This window comes from uncultured Negativicoccus sp., from assembly GCF_902480485.1.
GTDB lineage: Bacteria > Bacillota > Negativicutes > Veillonellales > Negativicoccaceae > Negativicoccus > Negativicoccus succinicivorans.
Window position 1 is genome coordinate 1 of sequence record NZ_CABSTC010000021.1, and the last position, 19,417, is coordinate 19,417.

A 19,417-nucleotide genomic window follows, 5' to 3' on the forward strand; every position below is an offset into this window, starting at 1 on the left:
TCAGTGCGAGTATTATGCATTGGAAGGGGTAGCGCAGCTTTTGCAGACGATCCGTTCGGTTTCGGGCAACTGGAATCCGAGTTTGCATTTGGAAGGCGTTGTATTGACGATGTTTGACGGTCGCACCAATTTGTCTTTACAGGTGGCCGATGAAGTCAAAAAACATTTCGGCGAAAAAGTCTACCGCACGCTGATTCCGCGCAATGTGCGATTGAGTGAAGCGCCGAGCTACGGCGAGCCGATCATTCTTTATGACGGCAAATCCAAAGGTGCGGAAGTGTATCGCGAATTGGCGCAGGAGGTGTTGCGGCGTGGTTAAAAAAGGTATGAAGCTGGGCCGTGGCCTGGATTCGTTGCTTCCTGGTAGCGAATCGGTGGCGCAAAACGCGGTGCAGGAAATTGCGCTCACGGAGATTGTGCCGAATCCGCAGCAGCCTCGCCAGGAATTTGCCGAAAATGAACTGAATGACTTGGCCGCGTCGATTAAAGAGTACGGCATTATTCAGCCGTTAATCGTGATGAAGGTTGGGGACGGCTACCAACTGGTCGCGGGGGAACGGCGTTTGCGCGCCGCTAAAATTGCCAAGCTTCGCACCGTGCCGGTCGTCATTCGCGATTACGACGATGCCGCGTTGGCAGCCGTCGCGTTAATCGAAAATTTGCAGCGTGAAGATTTAAACCCGATTGAAGAAGCGGCGGCGTACTATCGTTTGCGTGATGAATTTTCTTTGACGCAGGCGCAGATTGCGACTAAAGTCGGCCGCAGCCGTCCGTATATTACCAATATGATGCGGCTTCTCCAGTTGCCGGATTTTGTGCGGGAGCTGTTGGCGCGTCGCGAACTCACTGTCGGACAAGTGCGGCCTTTACTGGTGGTAGAGGATCCGGATGCGCAGGTGCGCTGGGCGCAAAAAATTGTAGCGGAAGGTTTAAGCGCGCGTCAGGTAGAAGCGTTGCTCGCGAAAGCCAAAACGCCGGCCGTAAAACCTCCGAAACAGAAAAAAGCAAAAAAATCGGATGCGAACGTCGATGCTTATCTCCATGCGGAAAGTGAAGAACTGACCTTATTGCTCGGAACGAAAGTGGACATTACCGCGCAAGGCAGCGGCAGTAAGACGCATGGTGAAATTCGCATTCCGTATGCGAACTGGGATGAGCTGGAACGGCTTTTGACCTTATTGAAATAATGTTTCACGTGAAACAGGAGGAAGTATGGCTTGGTTGACGGAGACGACGGGTACGATTATGCTCGGCGTATTAATCGCCCTGCTCGTTATAGTATTAGTTTATGTACTCGTTTTATATACGCAAATGCGTCAATTACGACAAAAATATAATCTTTTCATGCGCGGCGAAGACGGTAATACCTTGGAGCGTAAACTTGCGACGGAAGTTCGTGAATTGCGCGAACTGGGCGCATCCATCAGCGCGATGGGCGCGGCGCAGGAAAATCTTTCGCGTGTACAACATGCCGCATTACAGCAAATCGGTTTTGTTCAGTACAATGCCTTTGCCGCCAACGGTCAGCAGGACAGCTTTTCACTGACTATGCTTGACGGCCGAGGTAACGGGGTCACGGTGTCCGCGATCAGCGGCTCGGAAGAAACGCGCGTCTACGCGAAGGAAGTTCGCGCCGGCCGCTATTTATCCCGTCCCAGCAGAGAAGAAGAAGACAGCTTGGCACGTGCGCTTGAACGGGGCGGCGGACCGGAGAAAGGAACGGTATGAAATCATTCCAAACGTCCGACACCGTCACGTGGACCATGCGCAAAAAATGGTTTTATACTTTGGTGGTGGCGGAAATCATCGTGTTGCTTGCCGCGTTAACGATGATCGGTTGGGGATACTACCAGCATTGGGAAGTGGATCGGTTGCGCGAGGAAAATGAGCTGCATCAGCGGCAGGTAGAAATCGCCAACCAAAAACTGACCGAGCTGCAAACTAAAATGCAGCGTTTAGATGCGTTGGATGCGGAAGTACGTCAAATGATCCAAGGCTCGCAGGCGGGAACCGCGCCGCAAGGCGACGGCGGTACCGTAGCGCGTGAGCCGGCAGCGACGCAGGCGGTAACGCCGGGGGCGCTGTTGGAACGCATTACCGCGCTTTCCACGCATGCCGAGCAGCGCTTCAACTCGCTTGTGATGTTACGGCAATCGTTGGCGGAAGGAATTGACCTTACGCCCGTATATCACCCTATACCGAATGACGGCGCGACCAGTGATACGCCCTCGATTTGGCCGGCGCAGGGATATGTTTCCAGCAGTTTCGGTTGGCGAAACGATCCGTTCGGCGACGGCATCGGTTTTCATGAAGGGGTAGATATCGCCGGCGATTACGGCTCTCCGATACAGGCCACCGCGAACGGGACCGTCACCGCGGCGGGTTGGGCCGGCGGCTACGGCTATATGGTGGAAATCACGCACCCGGGCGGCATCGTCACGCGTTACGGACATAACTCGCTGATTATCGCCGAAGTCGGCGACAAGGTGCAAACAGGCACCGTAATTTCATTCATGGGCAGCACCGGGCGCAGCACCGGCAGTCACGTTCACTACGAAGTACGTGTTGATGGCGTACCGGTTGATCCGATGTTGTTTTTACCGACAAAAAAGTAAAGACCGCTTTGCGGTCTTTTTTTATTGCTCAAAATACGGTGGGAAAATTTTTCTGTTTTTATTTCCGGTCGGTCATTTTTTTTGACATGGTGCCGGCGTAATTTTTATTTTGAAAATTTTATACTTCAAGGAAATGAATTAAAAAGTTTTTATGACGCGCGCCAAACAGCCGACGAAAAATTTTCGTGAAACCGACACATGGCTGCAAAAATGAAAGGCAAAATAAGGAAAGAAAATAAAATTTGAATAGCAGAAGATACAAAACAGACAAAAAGGGAAAATAAATGTAAATTTTGCGCATTTTACGGCAGCGATGTGAAACCGTATGCTGCTGAAAAAAGTGACGGCAAAAAGGAGAGCGTTTTTTCGAGATGCCAGAAAAAAGAGTATACGAAAAATTGAATAGGCTATGCTAATTTTAAAATCGTGTACATGATATTGCGATGAAAGCAAGCTGTTTTTGTATTTTATTTTTGCATCATTTTTCAGGAAATAGCAATGACCTCCCTAACGGCAGGAGTTTTGCAAAAAATTCTAAAATACGCCGTTGTTTTTCTGTATACAAAATACCAAAACCCTGCAAAATGCTTGTAAATTAGGTGTTGACCGAGGTATTTACGGATAATATAATAAATCGCATAAGAAGTATACCTTTTAATCATGATTGGGAAAGGTAGGAGGATGCCCATGCAAACAAAGTGGCGGGCGCTGATTATCAGCGCGCTCGTCGGTACGATTGCGTTGGTCGGTATGACCGGCTGTCAGCCGAACCGAAGTCCGAAGAATGATCATTTAGTGACGATCGGCAGTAATTTGGAAATGACCGGTTCGAACGCCAGCTTCGGCACATCGACGGTCAATGCCATGCAAATGGCGATCGATGAAGTGAACAGCGCGGACGGAATTCTCGGCAAGCAAATTCAGCTGATCGCGCTTGATAACCGCAGCGATGTCGCCGGTTCGAGTGATGCGATGTTTAAGCTGTTAGACGCGGGCGTGGTCGGCATCATCGGTCCGGATACAAGCTCGAACGTTATTGCGGTGGCGCCGATGGTGGCGGAAAATAAAATTCCGCTGATCAGTCCGAAGGCGACGCATCCGGCGGTTACGATCGATCCGGCGACGGGCAAGGTGCGGGAGTATGTGTTCCGCGCGACTTTCATTGACTCTTACCAGGGACGCATCGCCGCTGAGTTCGCTTACGGCGACTTGGGCGCGCGAAAAGCGGCGATTCTGGTCGATAATGCGAGTGAATATGCAATCGGTCTGGCGGATTTCTTTACCAAGAGCTTTACGGCTGCCGGCGGTACGGTCATCGCCAAAGAAGCGTACCTGCAAAAAGACGTGGATTTCAAAGTCACGTTGACGAAGTTGAAAGCGCAACACCCGGACGTTTTGTTTGTGCCGGGCTACTACCAGGAAGTGGGCATGATTGTTCGTCAGGCGCGTGAGATCGGCTGGAATGTGCCGATCGTCGGCGGTGACGGTTGGGATTCGGATAAACTCGTGGAAATTGCGGGCGCTAAAAATCTGAACAATACCTACTACACCAACCATTACTCGCCAAATGATACGGATCCGGTGCTGCAACAGTTTATCACACGTTATGAACGTCGTTTCGGATATAAACCGGATTCCTACGCGGTGCTCGGGTACGATGCGACACGGCTCTTGCTCGAAGCCATCCGGCGGGCGCAGTCGACCGATCCGCATAAGATTCAGCAGGAACTGACGCAGATGCAGGATTTCAAAGCGATCAGCGGTAAAATTTCCATCGATGCCGATCACAATACCGTTTCGAGCGGTGTGGTCATTCAGCTGGTGGACGGCGAACGACGTTTCCTGAAGCGAATTCAGTTGAGTCAATAGTTATAAAACTAAAAAACAAGGGGGTAAGAACATGAAACAATGGCAAAAGAAAGTAGCGGCAGTGATGATGGCAATGGCCACAATCGGATTGATTGCCGGTTGCGGCGGCGGTGACAAAAAAGCGGCGGCCGATACGATTAAGATCGGCGCGAACTTGGAAATGACCGGTAACCAGGCTTCCTTCGGTCAAAGCTCCGCGAACGCGATTAAACTGGCGGTGGATGAAATCAACAAAAAAGGCGGCCTCATGGGTAAGCAGGTCAGTCTGCAAGTAGGTGACAACCGTTCGGAAGCGGCCGAAGCCACGACACAGATGCAAAAACTGATCGATGACGGCGCGATTGCCACGATTGCTCCGGATACCAGCTCGAACGCGATTGCGGCGTCCGCGATCAATTCCTCCGCCAAAGTTCTCGGGATCAGCCCGACGGGATCGAACCCGCGCGTGACTTGGGATGATAAAGCGAATAAAGTGCGCGATTTCATGTTCCGTTCCACCTTTGTCGACTCGTTCCAGGGCAAAGTCATGACGAGCTTTGCGTTGAAACAGCTGAACGCGCAAAAAATAGCGATTCTTGTCGATAACTCAAGTGATTACTCCAAGGGTTTGGCTAAATTCTTCGAGGAAGCGTTCACGGCCGCCGGCGGCACGGTTACCGGTACCGAAGGATTCCTGCAGAAAGATACCGATTTTAAAGCGACGCTGACAAAAATTATTGCCAGCGATCCGGATGCGATTTTTGTACCGGCGTATTACCAGGAAGTCGGCCTGATCATTAAACAGGCGCGTGAAATGGGTTACACGAAACCGATTTTGGGCTCGGACGGTTGGGACAGCGCGAAGTTGGCGGAAATCGCCGGCGCGCAAAACTTGAACAATACGTATTTCAGTAACCACTATGCCGTTGATGAAAACAATAAAAAAGCGATGGATTTTGTGGCGGCCTATGAAAAAGCCTACGGTGTGAAACCGGATGCGTACGCGGCGCTCGCTTACGATGCGATGTACATGATCGCGGATGCGATTACTCGCGCGAATTCGGTAGAACCGGAAAAAATTAAAGATGCGATGGCCAAAACGGAAAACTTTGAAGGGGTTTCCGGTAAGATGCACATTGATGAACGCCATGACACGATCAAAGGTGCGTATATTATGACCTACAAAGACGGCGCTCTGAAGTTCCTGTCGAAGGTAGAACCGTAAGCAAGAAAACGTAACGCGCAGCGTTCATCGCTGCGCGCTGCCTCGTAGTAGCAGTAAGGAGGGGAAGGAATGGAGTCCGCTTGGTGGGTACAGGCGATTCAGCAGATGATTAACGGCGTTTCGCTGGGCAGTATTTACGCGCTGATAGCGTTAGGCTATACGATGGTGTACGGTGTCATGCGCCTCATCAACTTTGCCCACGGCGATATCTACATGCTGGGGGCCTACGTCGGCTTTTTTGCGACGACAGCGGGGCAAATGTCATTTTTTCCCGCGTTGATCACCGCGATGGTGGTCATGGCTATTGTCGGCGTAGTCGTGGAGAAAATCGCTTATCGGCCGATGCGGAACAGCCCGAAAATCGCGCTGTTGATTACGGCGATCGGCGTCAGTTTGCTGATCGAATATACGACGATGTTTTTCCTGACACCGCAACCGCGGACGTTTCCGCCGGTGTTTGAGAATACGACATACAATCTCGGACCGATCGTGGTCAGTTTGCAGCAAATCGTCATTTTGGTGTCCGCGCTGGTGCTGATGGCGTTATTGACCTACATTGTGCAATACACGACGATGGGCAAAGCCATGCGCGCCGTTTCGTTTGATACGGAAGCGGCACAGCTGATGGGCATCCATGTCGATCGCGTCATTTCGTTTACGTTCGCGTTGGGTTCGGGTCTCGCCGGCGCGGCGGGCGTGCTCGTCGGCGTCTACTACAACTCGATTGATCCGCTGATGGGCATCATGCCCGGTCTGAAAGCTTTCGTCGCCGCCGTTTTGGGCGGTATCGGCATCGTGCCGGGCGCGATGTTCGGCGGTTTGATCCTCGGTGTCGTGGAAGCGCTCGTGAGCGGTTTTATTTCCTCGACATTCCGTGATGCGGCGGCGTTCGGTATCCTCATCTTAATTTTGCTGGTTAAGCCGACCGGCTTACTGGGCAAAGTGGAAGGGGAAAAGGTGTAATGATGATAGCAAAAAAACGCAAATACGACGCCCTTTGGTGGGTGTTGGCGCTCGCTCTTTACGCCGTTTTCTACTTCCTCGTCGAAGAAAAAGTTTTGCCGAATTTCTGGCGGCTGCAGGTGGTCGTGATTGCGATCAACATTATTATGGCGGCGAGCCTGAACCTGATTAACGGCATCACCGGTCAGTTTTCGCTCGGTCATGCGGGCTTTATGGCGGTGGGCGCGTATGTCTCCGCCGTCGGCACCGTCTTTTATGACTGGCCCTTTGCCGTGAGTCTGTTGGCGGGCGGTCTCGCCGCGGCGGCGATCGGTTTTCTGATCGGTATTCCGACGTTGCGGTTGGACGGGGACTACCTGGCGATTGCGACGCTCGGCATGGGAGAAATTATCCGCGTTTGCATTTTGAATATCGAAGCGATCGGCGGCGCGTCCGGCATGACGGGAATTCCGAAAGAAACCACTTTTTCATGGGTGTTCCTGATGATGTTGGTCACGTTGTACGTGCTGAAAAATATGATTAACTCGACCTACGGTCGCGGCTGCATCTCCGTGCGTGAAAATGCGATCGCCGCGGAAGCGATGGGAATCCACACGACGCGCTACAAAGTGCTTGCATTTACAATCGGCGCGCTGTTTGCCGGACTGGCGGGCGGACTTTTCTCGCATTACTTTTCCATCGCTCACCCGTCGAGCTTTACGTTCCTGAAATCGTACGACTACCTCACCATGGTCGTGCTGGGCGGTCTCGGCAGTATGACGGGTTCGGTGGTCGGCGCGGTGATGCTGACATTTCTCACGGCGGCGCTTTCGGATTATCCGGAATTCCGCATGATCATTTACGCGCTGATGCTCATTCTCTTGATGATGTTCCGGCCGCGGGGCCTGTTCGGCAACCAGGAACTGACCTCGTTCCTGCCGAAGTGGGGCAAGGGAGGTGACCGCCATGGCGCTCTTAGAAACGACTAGTGTCGCTAAAATTTTCGGCGGCATCAAAGCCGTGCAGGATTTTACGATCCATATTGACGCGGGCGAATTGATCGGCCTGATCGGTCCGAACGGCGCCGGAAAAACGACGGCGTTTAATCTCTTGACCGGCGTGTATCGTCCGAGCATGGGCGAGATTCGCTTTGACGGACAGTCGCTGGTCGGTAAAAAACCGTACCAGATTACCGCGGCGGGGATCGCGCGAACGTTTCAAAACATTCGTCTTTTCGGCGATCTTTCCGTACTGGAAAATGTCAAAATCGCCTGCAATTTGCACGCGCGTTATACACTTTTGGAAAGCGTATTGCGCGTCGGCCGCTACGGTCGTGAAGAAGAAGCGATCGAAGCGCGGGCGTTACAATTATTACAACTTTTTAATCTTGACGCCAAACGCGACGAACTGGCGCGCAACTTGCCGTACGGTGAACAGCGCCGTCTCGAAATCGCGCGCGCGTTGGCGACCAAACCGCGTTTACTGCTTTTGGATGAGCCCGCGGCGGGGATGAATCCGCAGGAAACGGCGGAGCTGACGCAATTAATTCGGCGCCTGCGTGATGAATTTTCCCTGGCCATTCTTTTGATTGAACACGATATGGGTTTGGTCATGCAACTTTGCGAACGGATTTATGTACTGGACTACGGTAAAATTTTAGCGCATGGCGTGCCGGATGAAATTCGCCACAATCCGGACGTTATCAAGGCGTATTTGGGAGCGGAGGCATAAGATGCTCGAAGTCAATGACATTCACGTGTACTACGGTGCCATCCATGCCCTGAAAGGCGTGAGCCTATCCGTGAAGGAAGGACAGATCGTCGCTCTCATCGGGGCCAACGGCGCCGGCAAATCCACGACGCTTCGGACGATTTCGGGCCTGCTGCGGCCTAAGGTCGGCGACATCACATTCGAAGGCGAAAGCATCACGAAGAAAAACGTGCAGTCGATTGTCCGCAGCGGGATCAGTCAAGTGCCGGAAGGGCGCCGCATTTTCGCGCCGCTTACCGTTCTGGAAAATCTCGAACTCGGCGCGTTCACACGCAAAGATAAAGACGGCGTCGCTCACGACATGGAATTGGTTTTCAAACGCTTTCCGCGTCTGGCGGAACGTAAAAAACAGTTGGCGGGTACACTTTCCGGCGGTGAACAACAAATGCTCGCGATGGGGCGTGCGTTGATGAGCCGACCGCGACTGCTGCTTTTGGACGAACCGTCCATGGGGCTTTCGCCGTTATTCGTCAAAGAAATTTTTGATATCATTCAGCATATCAATGAGCAGGGCACCACGATTTTGCTCGTCGAGCAAAATGCGCATATGGCGATGTCGATCGCCGATTACGCATACGTTCTGGAAACCGGTAAGATCACATTGGAAGGACCGGGTCAGGAACTGATGCAGAGCGAAGCCGTACGCGCGGCGTACCTCGGAGGCTGAACTAAAAAAAGACCGTTTCACGTGAAACGGTCTTTTTTTGATGCGTCTTACCACATCGGTATGGGAAAGAGAAAGCGCGCCAGATAAATCACTGTCGTCAGCGTGAAACAACTCATGACGAACCCGAGCATGACGACTTGCGTGGCATAGCCGGGATAGTTGTCGAAGTCGACGGCGAACATGACGCTGTTGACGGCGCTCGGCACGGCGGAGAAAATCAAAAACACCTGCGAGGTCAGCGGATCGAAACGACCGTACGCGTAAATAATCGCGAGCGCAAAGAGCGGACCGAGAATCAGACGGGTAAAAATCGCGAGCCACACATCGGGGTTGAACCAGGTCAATGTCGTGCGATGCAGCTGAATGCCCAGCGTCACCATCGCGATGAACGGCAATGATTTCGCCGCCATGGAAAGCATCGGCCAAACGAACCAGGTGTCTACCGGAAGCGCCAGCCATTTGCAAAAAATGACGCCGAAAATGACGTACAATGTCGGCATATGCAGGACCATCAACATCGCGTCGCGCGCCGTCATGCGCCCCTTGCCGGCCAAGTACAGGCCGATGGTGTTGACGGAAACGTTCATCAAGATCAAAAGCACGGTGATGGCGGCCATCGCGGCATCATGATACGGCGCTTCCGGACCCTTGGTAAACGGCGGATTGGAATAGATCAACGTGATCATCGAGACGCCTACGTTACCGCAGTTGCTGAACATCGTGCCGACGCGAAACGCCTCCCGCATGCCGCTGTCGTAGCCGCGCAGCTTAGCAATGCCGGTGGCGAACAGACTGTGGAGCAGAAAAAGCAACGCGCCCGCCGCAAACAAAACCATCATGCCGGTATCGAACGGCATTAGGAAAATACTGCGGAAAATAAACGAAGGCAGGATAATATAAAACGTTAATTTGGTTAATGATTTGACATCAATCGGAAACATGCTGTCCAGCCAATAGCCAAGCGCGGCGATCCCAATCAGCGGCAACATGTTGTACACTAAAATATGAATAATTTCCATCGTTGACTCCCTTATTATTGTTAGAATATCACAAAATAAGAAAATGTGGGCGACGTTCGCACGACAGGTCAGCGCATATGGTAAAATAGATAAAGTATCATTACAGTGCGAAACTATTTTGACGGGTGCCTTTGTGGCACGGGATGGGATGACGAGGTGAGCGGGTGCAGTTAAAGAAAACGGTATGGCGGCTACGCGCGCAAGGCGGTTATGACAGGCCGCCTGTTTGGCGATTGCCGACAACGACAACGGTAACGGACGCGCTCTCGCAAACGATTCAAGGCGCGCCGACGCCTTCGCTTGCCGCGCTGCAGGAATCTTTTGCCGCGTATTTACAACGGCAGGGTGCAGCCGTTACGCCCGCGGCGATTCGCTTCGGTATTCGCAAAGAGGAATTGGCGACGCTTTGGGAGGCGGGCCACATTTTCGCCGTTACCGAGCCGGAGGCGCTGACTCTTTTTGATCGCCAGGTGGCGGAAGGTCATACCGGCGACTGGGACGCGGGTTACTATCGCGGCGTGGAATATATCAGCGGCTTTGATGAAATTGATTGGCGCATCGGTTTGCCGGCGCACGAACCGGGATTGCTGTATATCGCGCAGCCGTCGCTCGCGACGGGGGTCGCGCTGACCGCGCGCGATCAGTTGCGCTGGGTGCGTTACGCCGAGCAGTCGGGTCTGACGCTGATTGCCGATGCCAGCTTTGCGCCGTATTTACGTGAGGCGCAGTCGTTTTACGCGATCGACGGAGCCGCATCATGCGTGTTGACCGTGTATGATTTCGCCGCGCTCGGCTTGCCGGGTTTAACGGCGGTCGTCGTGCCGGATGAATTCGCGGCCGACCGCTCGGATCAACATGCGTATCCGGCGGCGGATGTTGTGCGCAAATATCTCGGCGCGCCCGATGTGTCGCCGTTGTTGCTCGCGGGATTGCACGCGTGGTTGAGTGACGCGGGGCAAAAAGAATGGAAAACGACATTGGAAACGTATGCCGCGCGCCAGAAAACGATTCGAGATGAGCTCGAGGCGAGCGGGATTCCCTATTGGGGTGAACCGACGTTACCGTATTTGTGGCTGGCGGCGCAGGATCTGCCGCGGCACGAAGCATTTGCCGCGACGGAACTCGTGGCGGGCGAAGTGTACGGCGGCGCGGGAGAAACCTTTGCGCAACTGCGCTTAACGCAGGCATAAAGAATAGAGTGAGGTAGGTATGAGTACAAATTTACAAGTAGGTATTGTCGGGTTACCGAATGTCGGTAAGTCGACGCTATTTAACGCGATTACCAAAGCGGGCGCAGAAGCGGCGAACTATCCGTTCTGCACGATCGAACCGAACGTGGGCATCGTGGAACTTCCCGACGCGCGACTCGATGTGCTGACGGAAATGTTTCAGCCGGAACGGCGCATTCCCGCCGTCATGCGCTTCGTCGATATCGCGGGTCTGGTGGCGGGCGCGTCAAAGGGCGAAGGCCTCGGCAATCAGTTTCTCGCGCATATTCGTGAAACGGACGCGATCGCGCAAGTCGTGCGCTGCTTTGAAAATGAAAATGTCACGCATGTGGAAGGTTCGATTGATCCGCTGCGCGATATTGAAATTATTATGACGGAGCTGGGTCTGGCCGACTTGGACGCGGTGGCGAAACGCCGCCAGCGAATTGAAAAAGTCGCGAAATCGGGCAACAAAGAAGCGAAAGCGGAACTCGATGTGTTGCTTAAAGTCGAAGCGTGTTTGAGCGAAGGCAAGCCCGCGCGTCTGGTGGAACTGACGCCGGAAGAGGAAGCGCTGATTCGCGAATTGAATTTGCTCACGCGCAAACCGGTACTGTATGTCGCCAACATCGGGGAAGATGAAATTTCCGATCCGCTGGCGAATCCGCACGTCGTGCGCGTTAAAGAATTGGCGGAGTCGGAAGGCGCGCAATGGGTCACGATTTCCGCCGCGATCGAAGCGGAAATCGCCGAGCTCAGCCCGGAGGAAGCGAAAGTTTTCCTGGAGGATTTGGGCGAGGAGGAAGCGGGTCTGGATCGTTTGATCAAAGCCGCGTACTCGCTGCTCGGCTTAATCAACTTTTTCACCGCCGGGAGCGACGAATGCCGCGCCTGGACCATTGTCGAAGGCACGAAAGCGCCGCAGGCCGCGGGTAAAATTCACACGGATATCGAACGCGGTTTCATTCGCGCGGAAATCGTTTCTTACGATGATTTGATCGCGGCCGGTTCGATGACCAAAGCGCGTGAAGAAGGCGTGCTGCGACTCGAGGGCAAGGATTACGTCATGCGCGACGGCGACGTCACGTATTTCCGGTTTAATGTATAAGTAAAAATTGGCTGCGCCGTCCGCGACATGGTTCGCGGGGCGGCGGCTGCAGTGATATTTAGCATGCGCCCATAGCTCAGGGGATAGAGCAGCGGTTTCCTAAACCGCGTGTCGGATGTTCGAATCATCTTGGGCGCACCAATCATTTTGGGAGGCATTATGAAACCTACGGTATTTCCGTTGGCGACGGATCGGGTTCGCGTGACCATGGAAGATTTGGCGCAGGCGATTGTGGAGGCGCGACGCTGTTTGCATTGCCCGCGGCCGACCTGCCGAACCGGTTGCCCGATCGGTAATGAAATCCCTCAATTTATCGCTGAACTGGCCGTCGGTAATATCGGCGCGGCGATTCGGATCATCAACGAACGCAGTAATTTGCCGTCCGTTTGCGGACGCGTGTGCCCGCACGAAAATCAATGCCAGGGGCATTGCATTTTAAATCGACGTCATCAGCCGGTCAAAATCGGTCTGATTGAAAGCGTTATCGGCGATGTGGCGAACGCCATGATGCTCAATACGCCACGCCGACTGCCGCGCAAAAAAGAAAAGGTGGCGGTCATCGGCTCGGGACCGGCCGGGCTAACGGTGGCGAACGATTTGCGCCAACTCGGTTACAATATCGACGTGTACGACAGCGCGGCCGAACCGGGCGGCGTGTTGTTGCACGGGATTCCTTCGTTTCGGATCAATAAAGCGGTCGTGCGCTTTGAAACGGAACGGCTCGCCGCCATGGGCGTGAAATTTCTTTGCGGCCAAACATTCGGCAAGGATTTTACGCTGGCGGATTTAGAGGCAGATGGCTATCAAGCTGTTTTTCTCGGCGTCGGCACGACGCAACCGCGAGATTTGCCCTTGCAAAATGATGATCTTCCGGGCGTGTTGCAGGCGATGGACGTGCTGCATGCGGCACAGGCGCTGGCGGATCATCAACTGACGAAAGAAGAATTTGTCATTCAGCGCGAGGATCGTGTAGTGGTGATCGGCGCGGGCAATGTCGCGATGGATGCGGCGCGTACAGCGTTGCGTGCGGGCGCGCGGAAAGTCACGGTCGCGTATCGGCGCACGCAGGAATTTATGGCCTGTCTGCCGTCGGAATATGAAGCGGCGGCGGCGGAAGGCGTCGAGTTCCGATTCTTGGCGGCGCCCGTCGGCGTGTCGGGGCATGAAAAAGTCGGCGCTTTTATCTATGAAGAGCAGGCGATCAATGACTTGGGCGAGCTGCACGGTACGGGCAAGCGCGAGGAAATACTTGCGGACAAAGTGATTATCGCGGTTGGGCACGTGCCGAGCACCTTGTTGCGGGCGAGTCTGCCGGATCTCGAAAGCGATCCCGCCGGCTATATTCAGGTGCGAAAAGAACCGTACTACGGCGCGACGAACCTGCCGGGCGTATTTGCGGCGGGCGACATCGTGCACCGTCCGGCGACCGTGGTGTTGGCGATGCGCGAAGCGAAAAAGACCGCGCAGGGCATGGCGGCCTATCTTGATAAGCTCGCCGCCACCGCCAAAGAAGCTTCCGAAGATAAAAAAGACGCGGCGAAGAATCCGAATACATCCGCGAAATAAAAGCATGAATCTGCACAAAGAAAACTGCTTCGAAAATAAAAGTTTTTCGAAGCAGTTTTTTGTGATATAATAAAAATCTGTGTTGTTACAATAAAATGCGTCTAAATACAACGAAACAAGTGAGTCGTTACGAATGAATAGAGTCACAGAAGAAAGAAGGAATACGATGGAATTATGGCGCAAAAACTTATATTATTTGGTCGCGGTACAGGTTTTAGCGGGGACATCGATTATCGGCTTGATTTCCTTTGTGCCGTTATTTGTACACGAACTCGGGGTGACGGATCCCGGCGCGGCCGGCATGTGGGCCGGTCTGATTACGGGTGTGACGAGTTTTACGGCGGCGCTGGCTAATCCGTATTGGGGCGCGTACGGTGATCGTAAAGGTCACAAACGAATTTTACTGCAAATTTTAGCGGCGCTTACGGTGGTGCTCGCGCTGATGTCATTGGTTCAGACACCGTTTCAGCTGTTGCTTCTGCGCGCGATTCAAGGCTGCGTGGGCGGCTTTATCGCAGCGGGTTTGGCGATGGTGGCGATCATCACGCCGGAAAAATATTCGACGTACGCGCTTGGCACGTACCAGACGGGAATCGTCCTCGGGGCGACGATCGGGCCGGTGTTCGGCGGGATTCTCGCGGATGTCATCGGCTACCGTGAAACGTTTCTCTGCTTCGCGGCGCTGCTCGCGTTGGGATACCTCGTGACGCGTCGATTTATTCACGAAGATTTTCAGCCGAAACCGCAAAAGGCAAAAGAATCCATCATTAAAAATGTGGGTTACTTTTTCTCTCTGCCGATTGTACGCTTGATGATGCTGATTCAATTTTTCGTCAATTTCGCATTGACCGGCTTGGGGCCGATTTTGCCGCTGTATGTGAAAGGCATGGTGGGCGATACCGCGGTGCTCGCGAGCATTTCCGGAATCATTTTGGCCATCGGCGGCGTCGCCAGCGCGACGACATCGCTCAACATGGGACGCATCATCCAATGGTTGAGTCATCGCGAAGTGTTGCTGATCGGCTCGTTTCTGGCGGGACTCTTTTTCATCGCGCAGTATTTCGCGCCGAATGTCTGGTGGCTCGGGTTGTTCCGTTTCTTCAACGGCGCGGCGATCGGTTGTTTGATGCCCAGCGCGAATGCGATCATCGCGCGCTCCGTGCCGGATGAAAAACGCGGTATCGCGTTCGGCGTCACGTCCAGTTTTTCCTTGATGGGCAACGTATTCGGACCGATGGTGTCCGGCTACCTGGCGATGACGTTGGGCTTGAGCTCGGTCTTTTGGTCGACCGCACTCGCCTTTTTCCTGATCACGGCCATGGTGTATACGCAATTGTCCGAAAAATATATCCAGAAATATTTTTAAACCGGAGAGATCTCCGGTTTTTTCATGCAAAAAAATAAAGCGGCTCGCGTCCTTTGCTATAATAAAACAAAGAGGAGGAGCTATGGCAGACGCAATCGAATTATGGCTCGGACGGGCCGGCAGCGGTAAGACGACGCGGTGTTTCAAAGCGCTTGCGGAACATGCGGCGGTGCACCCGCCCGAACGCTGCATTTTGCTGGTGCCCGACGCGGCGACGTACACGGTGGAGCGGGAACTCGCCGCGTATTTACCGGGGCGCGGCTTCGGCAATATCGAGGTACTCGGTTTCGCGCGGCTCGCGTATCGCATCTTTGATGAACAGGGCACGCAGGGCGGCAAAGGCTTGTCCGTGCTCGGTCGGCAAATTATTTTGCGGCGTTTATTGCTTGCGCACGGCGACGAATTTACGACGCTTGCCCGCGCGGCGCGACAACCGCATTTCACCGAAGTGTTTGACAACCAGTTGCAGGAATTAGGTCATTACCAGTTGGAGCCGGACGATTTGCGCCGGGCGGCAACCGAAGCGACGCCCGCGCTCGGTAATAAACTGCGGGACACGGCGTTGTTGGCGCAAGCCTATCAGGAATATCTCGCGGAGCATTTTCCCGATTATGAAGCGCAAACGGAAAATCTGTTGCGCGCTATTGAAACGTCGCAATACCTTGCCGAAGCATCCATTTGGGTGGACGGCTTCCTCGAATTTCTGCCGCGCGACTGGACCATTGTCGAGGCGGTCATGAAGCAGGCGAAACGTGCCGTCATGACGTTGCTTTTGCCGCCGGAAGATCCCTTGCAGGCGACGGCGCCGACATCGCTTTGGCACAGCTCCTGGAAAATTTACGAAGCGGCGCATCACGCCTTTGCGAAGATTACCGAAATCGGTTTGACGGACACACTGCGTTGGCCGCATTCGCAGCTGGGTTTGGCGGCGGAAAAAGTGACCCGCGGTGAGGCGAGCGAGGCGCCCGTCGACGGCTTGCACGTCACCGAAGCGGCGAATCGTGATGAAGAGACCGCGGCTGTCGCGACCGAAATCCAGCGGCTTGTGCGGGAAGAGAGTTACCGTTACCGCGATATCATTGTTTTGCTGCGGCATCATGACGCGTATACGGAGCGCTTGCGCCGCACTTTTGAGCGCTACGAGATTCCGTATTTTACGGATCGGCGGCAGGCGATGCGCCACGACGCGTTGGCGGTCTTTGTAAGCGCGGCGCTGACCTTGGCGGCGCAAGGTTACACCACGCCGCAGGTGCTGCGTTTGCTGAAAACCGGACTGCTGCCGGTGGCGACACGCGACGTGGAAGAACTGGAAATGTATTGCCGCGAGTTTGCGATCGGTCGCGGCGACTGGACCAAAGAGGAACCGTGGCAGCATCGCCGCATTCGCCGTCTGGAAGCGCCCGAGCCGGTGACGGAACGCGAGCAGGCGCGTTGGAATCGGGTCAACGGCGTACGCGCGACGCTGCAAGAATGGCTGGCACCGCTGGCGCAAGTGTTGCAAACGAAGGCGACCGTACGTGAAGTGGCGCTGGTTATGTATGATCTGCTCGCCCGCTTGCCGCTTGAAGCGGAATTATTAACGCATGGCGAAAATCTGACGGAAGAAATTTATCGCGGCCGCCAGCAGGTCTTGCAACGTATTTACGCGCTTTTGGATGAATGGGTCGAAGTCGGCGGCGAGGAAGTGTGGCCGGCACGAGATGTGGCGCGCATTTGGACGGATTTGCTCGCGGAGTTGAGTTACGCGTTGATTCCGCCGACGCTCGATCACGTCACTTTCACGACGATTGACCGCGGCTATCCGCTCAACGCGCGCGCGGTCTTTGTGCTCGGGCAAAATGAAGGCGTCTTTCCCGCGCGTCCGCAACCGTTGAGTCTGTGGTCGGATCGCGATCGTACGGAACTGGCGCGACTGGATTTGGCGTTTGGTACGGACTCGGTCACGCTCGCTTTGCAGGAACGGCAATGGCAATATTTGGCGTGGACGCGCGCCGAAGAAAAATTGTATCTGAGTTACGCGCGCGCCGATGAAGACGGCACCGCGTTGGAACCGGCCTTTTTACTGCGACGCCTGGTCGCGCTCGGTTGGACGGGTTCCATTCAGCCGGCCGTCAGCTCCTGTCCGGGGGATGGCTGGGTACGACCGCGCCAAAGTTTGGCGGGATTGCCGCAGGCGTTGCGCGAAGAATCGCCCGCGGAAGAATGGTTCGGCCTGTACGACTGGGCAATGCAACAGCCGGCGCATGAAGGCGCGGCGTACGCGTGGACGCGCAGTCTGTTCTACACGAATCGGGCGGCGGTGTTAGGTCCCGCGCTCAGCCGTAAGCTCTACGCGCCGCAAGGCACGTTTCACGCCTCGGTCACCGCGTTTGAAATGTATCGCGCTTGTCCGTTCCGCTTTTTCGCGCGCTACGGCTTGCATTTGGACGAACCCGCGCGCGGCGAATTGACCCCGGCGGATTACGGTTCGTACATGCACGCGGCGTTGCACCAATTCGGCGCGGAACTGCTGACGGAGACGCGTGAATTTCGCGATGCCGATTCGGCGGAAATCACCGATCGCAGTCGGGTTATTGCGGAACTTATCGCGCCGCGCGTGCAAAATGACCGCTTCGCGACGAATCCGTTTTACTCGTACATCCGCACGCAGCTGGATCGAACTTTGCGGGAAACGTTGACGCGTCTGGCGGAATGGTCGCAACGCGGCGAGTTCCAAACCGCCGGCTTGGAAGAAATGTTTACGTTGCCGGTCGGCAGTATCGGCGACACGGAATTTACATTGATCGGCACGATCGACCGGCTGGATTATTATCGCGATCCCGAAACGGGAAAGACGTACTACCTGATCATCGATTATAAAACGGGCGATACGAAGATTTCGCTCGGCGATTTGTACTACGGTCTGCGTTTGCAGCTGGCGACGTACTTGTACGCGGCGTTGCGGCGGGATGACGGCGAAGCGCTGCCGGCGGGCATTATGTATGTGTATGTGCAGGATGAGCGCGCCGATTTGAAGGCGCCGCCGCGCGATGACGCGACGATTCGCAAAGCGCTCAAGCAGCAATTGCAGACGCAGGGTTATTTCCTTTCGGAACGCGAAATTTTAGAAAAAATCGACAGCGAAGTCGGCGGTGAAATTTCCTTTTTGCCGATTCGTATTAATAAAGACGGCAGTCTGCGCAAAGATGCCAAGGCGGAAAACGCAGCCGCGATGCGGTTGATTGTCGCGTATATAGCGACGCTTTTGCCGCAAATCAGCGCGCAAATTTTAGCGGGACGGATCGATGTGATGCCCTATCGCCAAGGCAACACCGTGGCCTGCAAGTACTGTCCGTACCGCGCGGTTTGCGGGTTTGATCCGGCGCTTGCCGGCAACCGCTACCGCTACTTGCCGAGTTTGAATGATGAAGAAGCTCTGGAAAAAATGACCGCGACAGTCGCAAAGGAGACCGGCGATGCAATGGACAACTGAACAGGAAGCGGCGATCACGAGTCGTCGCCAAAATCTTTTGGTCGCCGCCGCGGCAGGCTCGGGTAAAACGGCGGTGCTCGTCGAACGCATCATCCGGCGGCTTTTGGATCCGCACGATCCCGCGGGTATTACCCGTATTCTCGTAATGACGTTTACGCGGGCGGCGGCGCAGGAGATGCGTACGCGCATCGGCACGGCACTCGCCGCGGCCGCCGCGACGACGCCTTCGGCGCACATCGATCGGCAATTGGCGTTGCTGGGGTCGGCGCAAATTTCAACGATTCATGCGTTTTGCCAGCAAATCATTCGCCAATATTTTTACCGTTTGGATTTGGACGCGGGCTTTCGTCAGGGCGGCGAGCAGGAGTTGGCGCTCGGGCGGCTGGAAGCCTTGGAGCAGACGCTGTTTGAAGCCTATGAAGAGGCGTCGCCGGAATTTTTGCAATTGGCGGATTTTTTCCGCACAAAAACGAATGACGCGCAACTGCGCGCCGCGGTGTTGCGACTGTACGAATACAGCCGCAGCATGCCGTTTCCCGAAGCGTGGTTGGAGGCGCTCGCCGCGCCGTATGCCGAAGCGGACTTGGCGGATCTGACGCCGCTTTGGGAAG

General features: G+C 54.6%; 17 protein-coding genes and 1 tRNA gene. 17 read left to right on the forward strand and 1 reads right to left on the reverse strand.

Features of this window, described 5'->3' with window-relative positions:
- The 10 genes from RDN69_RS02730 to RDN69_RS02775 all read left to right on the forward strand — a co-directional run.
- On the forward strand, positions 1-319 hold a 319-nt coding region (locus tag RDN69_RS02730; protein ID WP_288218219.1), incomplete at its 5' end, for a ParA family protein.
- Positions 312-1,187 carry a ParB/RepB/Spo0J family partition protein gene (locus RDN69_RS02735; RefSeq protein ID WP_052098617.1) on the forward strand — a complete coding sequence of 292 codons (876 nt, stop codon included), beginning with the start codon at positions 312-314 and terminating at the stop codon, positions 1,185-1,187. The genes RDN69_RS02730 and RDN69_RS02735, both read left to right, overlap by 8 nt.
- A 25-nt stretch (positions 1,188-1,212) precedes the next feature.
- Complete coding sequence (locus RDN69_RS02740; protein WP_024048383.1) at positions 1,213-1,728, forward strand: DUF4446 family protein; 516 nt, start codon at positions 1,213-1,215, stop codon at positions 1,726-1,728.
- Positions 1,725-2,615: a M23 family metallopeptidase gene (locus RDN69_RS02745; protein ID WP_159822757.1), complete on the forward strand. Its 891-nt coding sequence runs from the start codon at positions 1,725-1,727 to the stop codon at positions 2,613-2,615. The genes RDN69_RS02740 and RDN69_RS02745 overlap by 4 nt, the downstream gene beginning before the upstream one ends.
- A 687-nt stretch (positions 2,616-3,302) precedes the next feature.
- A complete protein-coding gene (locus RDN69_RS02750) occupies positions 3,303-4,484 on the forward strand; it encodes an ABC transporter substrate-binding protein (RefSeq protein ID WP_024048066.1) in 1,182 nt (393 codons plus the stop codon).
- Positions 4,485-4,515: 31 nt separating this feature from the next.
- Complete coding sequence (locus RDN69_RS02755) at positions 4,516-5,688, forward strand: ABC transporter substrate-binding protein (protein ID WP_273259425.1); 1,173 nt, start codon at positions 4,516-4,518, stop codon at positions 5,686-5,688.
- A 69-nt stretch (positions 5,689-5,757) separates the two neighbouring features.
- Positions 5,758-6,651, forward strand: a complete 894-nt coding sequence (locus tag RDN69_RS02760; RefSeq protein ID WP_024048068.1) for a branched-chain amino acid ABC transporter permease — start codon at positions 5,758-5,760, stop codon at positions 6,649-6,651.
- Positions 6,651-7,619, forward strand: a complete 969-nt coding sequence (locus RDN69_RS02765) for a branched-chain amino acid ABC transporter permease (protein ID WP_024048069.1) — start codon at positions 6,651-6,653, stop codon at positions 7,617-7,619. Before RDN69_RS02760 ends, RDN69_RS02765 begins: the two co-directional genes overlap by 1 nt.
- On the forward strand, positions 7,597-8,361 hold the full coding sequence (locus RDN69_RS02770; protein ID WP_024048070.1) for an ABC transporter ATP-binding protein: 765 nt from the start codon (positions 7,597-7,599) through the stop codon (positions 8,359-8,361). The genes RDN69_RS02765 and RDN69_RS02770 overlap by 23 nt, the downstream gene beginning before the upstream one ends.
- Position 8,362: 1 nt before the next feature.
- Positions 8,363-9,067 carry an ABC transporter ATP-binding protein gene (locus RDN69_RS02775; RefSeq protein WP_034437149.1) on the forward strand — a complete coding sequence of 235 codons (705 nt, stop codon included), beginning with the start codon at positions 8,363-8,365 and terminating at the stop codon, positions 9,065-9,067.
- Between the two features lie 47 nt (positions 9,068-9,114).
- Here the strand turns inward: RDN69_RS02775 and RDN69_RS02780 are convergent, their stop codons facing one another.
- Positions 9,115-10,086, reverse strand: coding sequence for an AEC family transporter (locus tag RDN69_RS02780; protein ID WP_273259424.1), 972 nt, complete (start codon positions 10,084-10,086; stop codon positions 9,115-9,117).
- A 164-nt stretch (positions 10,087-10,250) separates the two neighbouring features.
- Between RDN69_RS02780 and RDN69_RS02785 the strand changes: the two genes are divergently transcribed.
- The 7 genes from RDN69_RS02785 to RDN69_RS02815 form a co-directional block, all read left to right on the forward strand.
- Entirely contained in the window at positions 10,251-11,276 is a 1,026-nt protein-coding gene (locus RDN69_RS02785; protein ID WP_273259423.1) for an aminotransferase class I/II-fold pyridoxal phosphate-dependent enzyme, read from the forward strand.
- A gap of 19 nt (positions 11,277-11,295) precedes the next feature.
- Complete coding sequence (gene ychF, locus RDN69_RS02790; RefSeq protein ID WP_273259422.1) at positions 11,296-12,402, forward strand: redox-regulated ATPase YchF; 1,107 nt, start codon at positions 11,296-11,298, stop codon at positions 12,400-12,402.
- A gap of 65 nt (positions 12,403-12,467) precedes the next feature.
- A tRNA-Arg gene (locus tag RDN69_RS02795) sits at positions 12,468-12,543 on the forward strand.
- 18 nt (positions 12,544-12,561) lie between these two features.
- The gene (locus tag RDN69_RS02800; protein ID WP_288218220.1) at positions 12,562-13,968 is read left to right on the forward strand and encodes an FAD-dependent oxidoreductase; all 1,407 of its coding nucleotides are present in this window, start codon (positions 12,562-12,564) and stop codon (positions 13,966-13,968) included.
- Positions 13,969-14,134: 166 nt separating this feature from the next.
- Positions 14,135-15,334, forward strand: coding sequence for an MFS transporter (locus RDN69_RS02805; RefSeq protein ID WP_034437146.1), 1,200 nt, complete (start codon positions 14,135-14,137; stop codon positions 15,332-15,334).
- 82 nt (positions 15,335-15,416) lie between these two features.
- The gene (locus RDN69_RS02810) at positions 15,417-18,806 is read left to right on the forward strand and encodes a PD-(D/E)XK nuclease family protein (RefSeq protein WP_273259420.1); all 3,390 of its coding nucleotides are present in this window, start codon (positions 15,417-15,419) and stop codon (positions 18,804-18,806) included.
- The coding region (locus tag RDN69_RS02815) for a UvrD-helicase domain-containing protein (RefSeq protein ID WP_288218221.1) at positions 18,790-19,417 on the forward strand (628 nt) is incomplete at its 3' end. The genes RDN69_RS02810 and RDN69_RS02815, both read left to right, overlap by 17 nt.

Coding starts and splice junctions, on each gene's coding strand:
- RDN69_RS02740 (WP_024048383.1), top strand. CDS start 1,213: ATGGCTTGGTTGACGGAGACGACGGGTACGATTATGCTCGGCGTATTA.
- RDN69_RS02745 (WP_159822757.1), top strand. CDS start 1,725: ATGAAATCATTCCAAACGTCCGACACCGTCACGTGGACCATGCGCAAA.
- RDN69_RS02750 (WP_024048066.1), top strand. CDS start 3,303: ATGCAAACAAAGTGGCGGGCGCTGATTATCAGCGCGCTCGTCGGTACG.
- RDN69_RS02755 (WP_273259425.1), top strand. CDS start 4,516: ATGAAACAATGGCAAAAGAAAGTAGCGGCAGTGATGATGGCAATGGCC.
- RDN69_RS02760 (WP_024048068.1), top strand. CDS start 5,758: ATGGAGTCCGCTTGGTGGGTACAGGCGATTCAGCAGATGATTAACGGC.
- RDN69_RS02765 (WP_024048069.1), top strand. CDS start 6,651: ATGATGATAGCAAAAAAACGCAAATACGACGCCCTTTGGTGGGTGTTG.
- RDN69_RS02770 (WP_024048070.1), top strand. CDS start 7,597: ATGGCGCTCTTAGAAACGACTAGTGTCGCTAAAATTTTCGGCGGCATC.
- RDN69_RS02775 (WP_034437149.1), top strand. CDS start 8,363: ATGCTCGAAGTCAATGACATTCACGTGTACTACGGTGCCATCCATGCC.
- RDN69_RS02780 (WP_273259424.1), bottom strand. CDS start 10,086: ATGGAAATTATTCATATTTTAGTGTACAACATGTTGCCGCTGATTGGG.
- ychF (WP_273259422.1), top strand. CDS start 11,296: ATGAGTACAAATTTACAAGTAGGTATTGTCGGGTTACCGAATGTCGGT.
- RDN69_RS02800 (WP_288218220.1), top strand. CDS start 12,562: ATGAAACCTACGGTATTTCCGTTGGCGACGGATCGGGTTCGCGTGACC.
- RDN69_RS02805 (WP_034437146.1), top strand. CDS start 14,135: ATGGAATTATGGCGCAAAAACTTATATTATTTGGTCGCGGTACAGGTT.
- RDN69_RS02810 (WP_273259420.1), top strand. CDS start 15,417: ATGGCAGACGCAATCGAATTATGGCTCGGACGGGCCGGCAGCGGTAAG.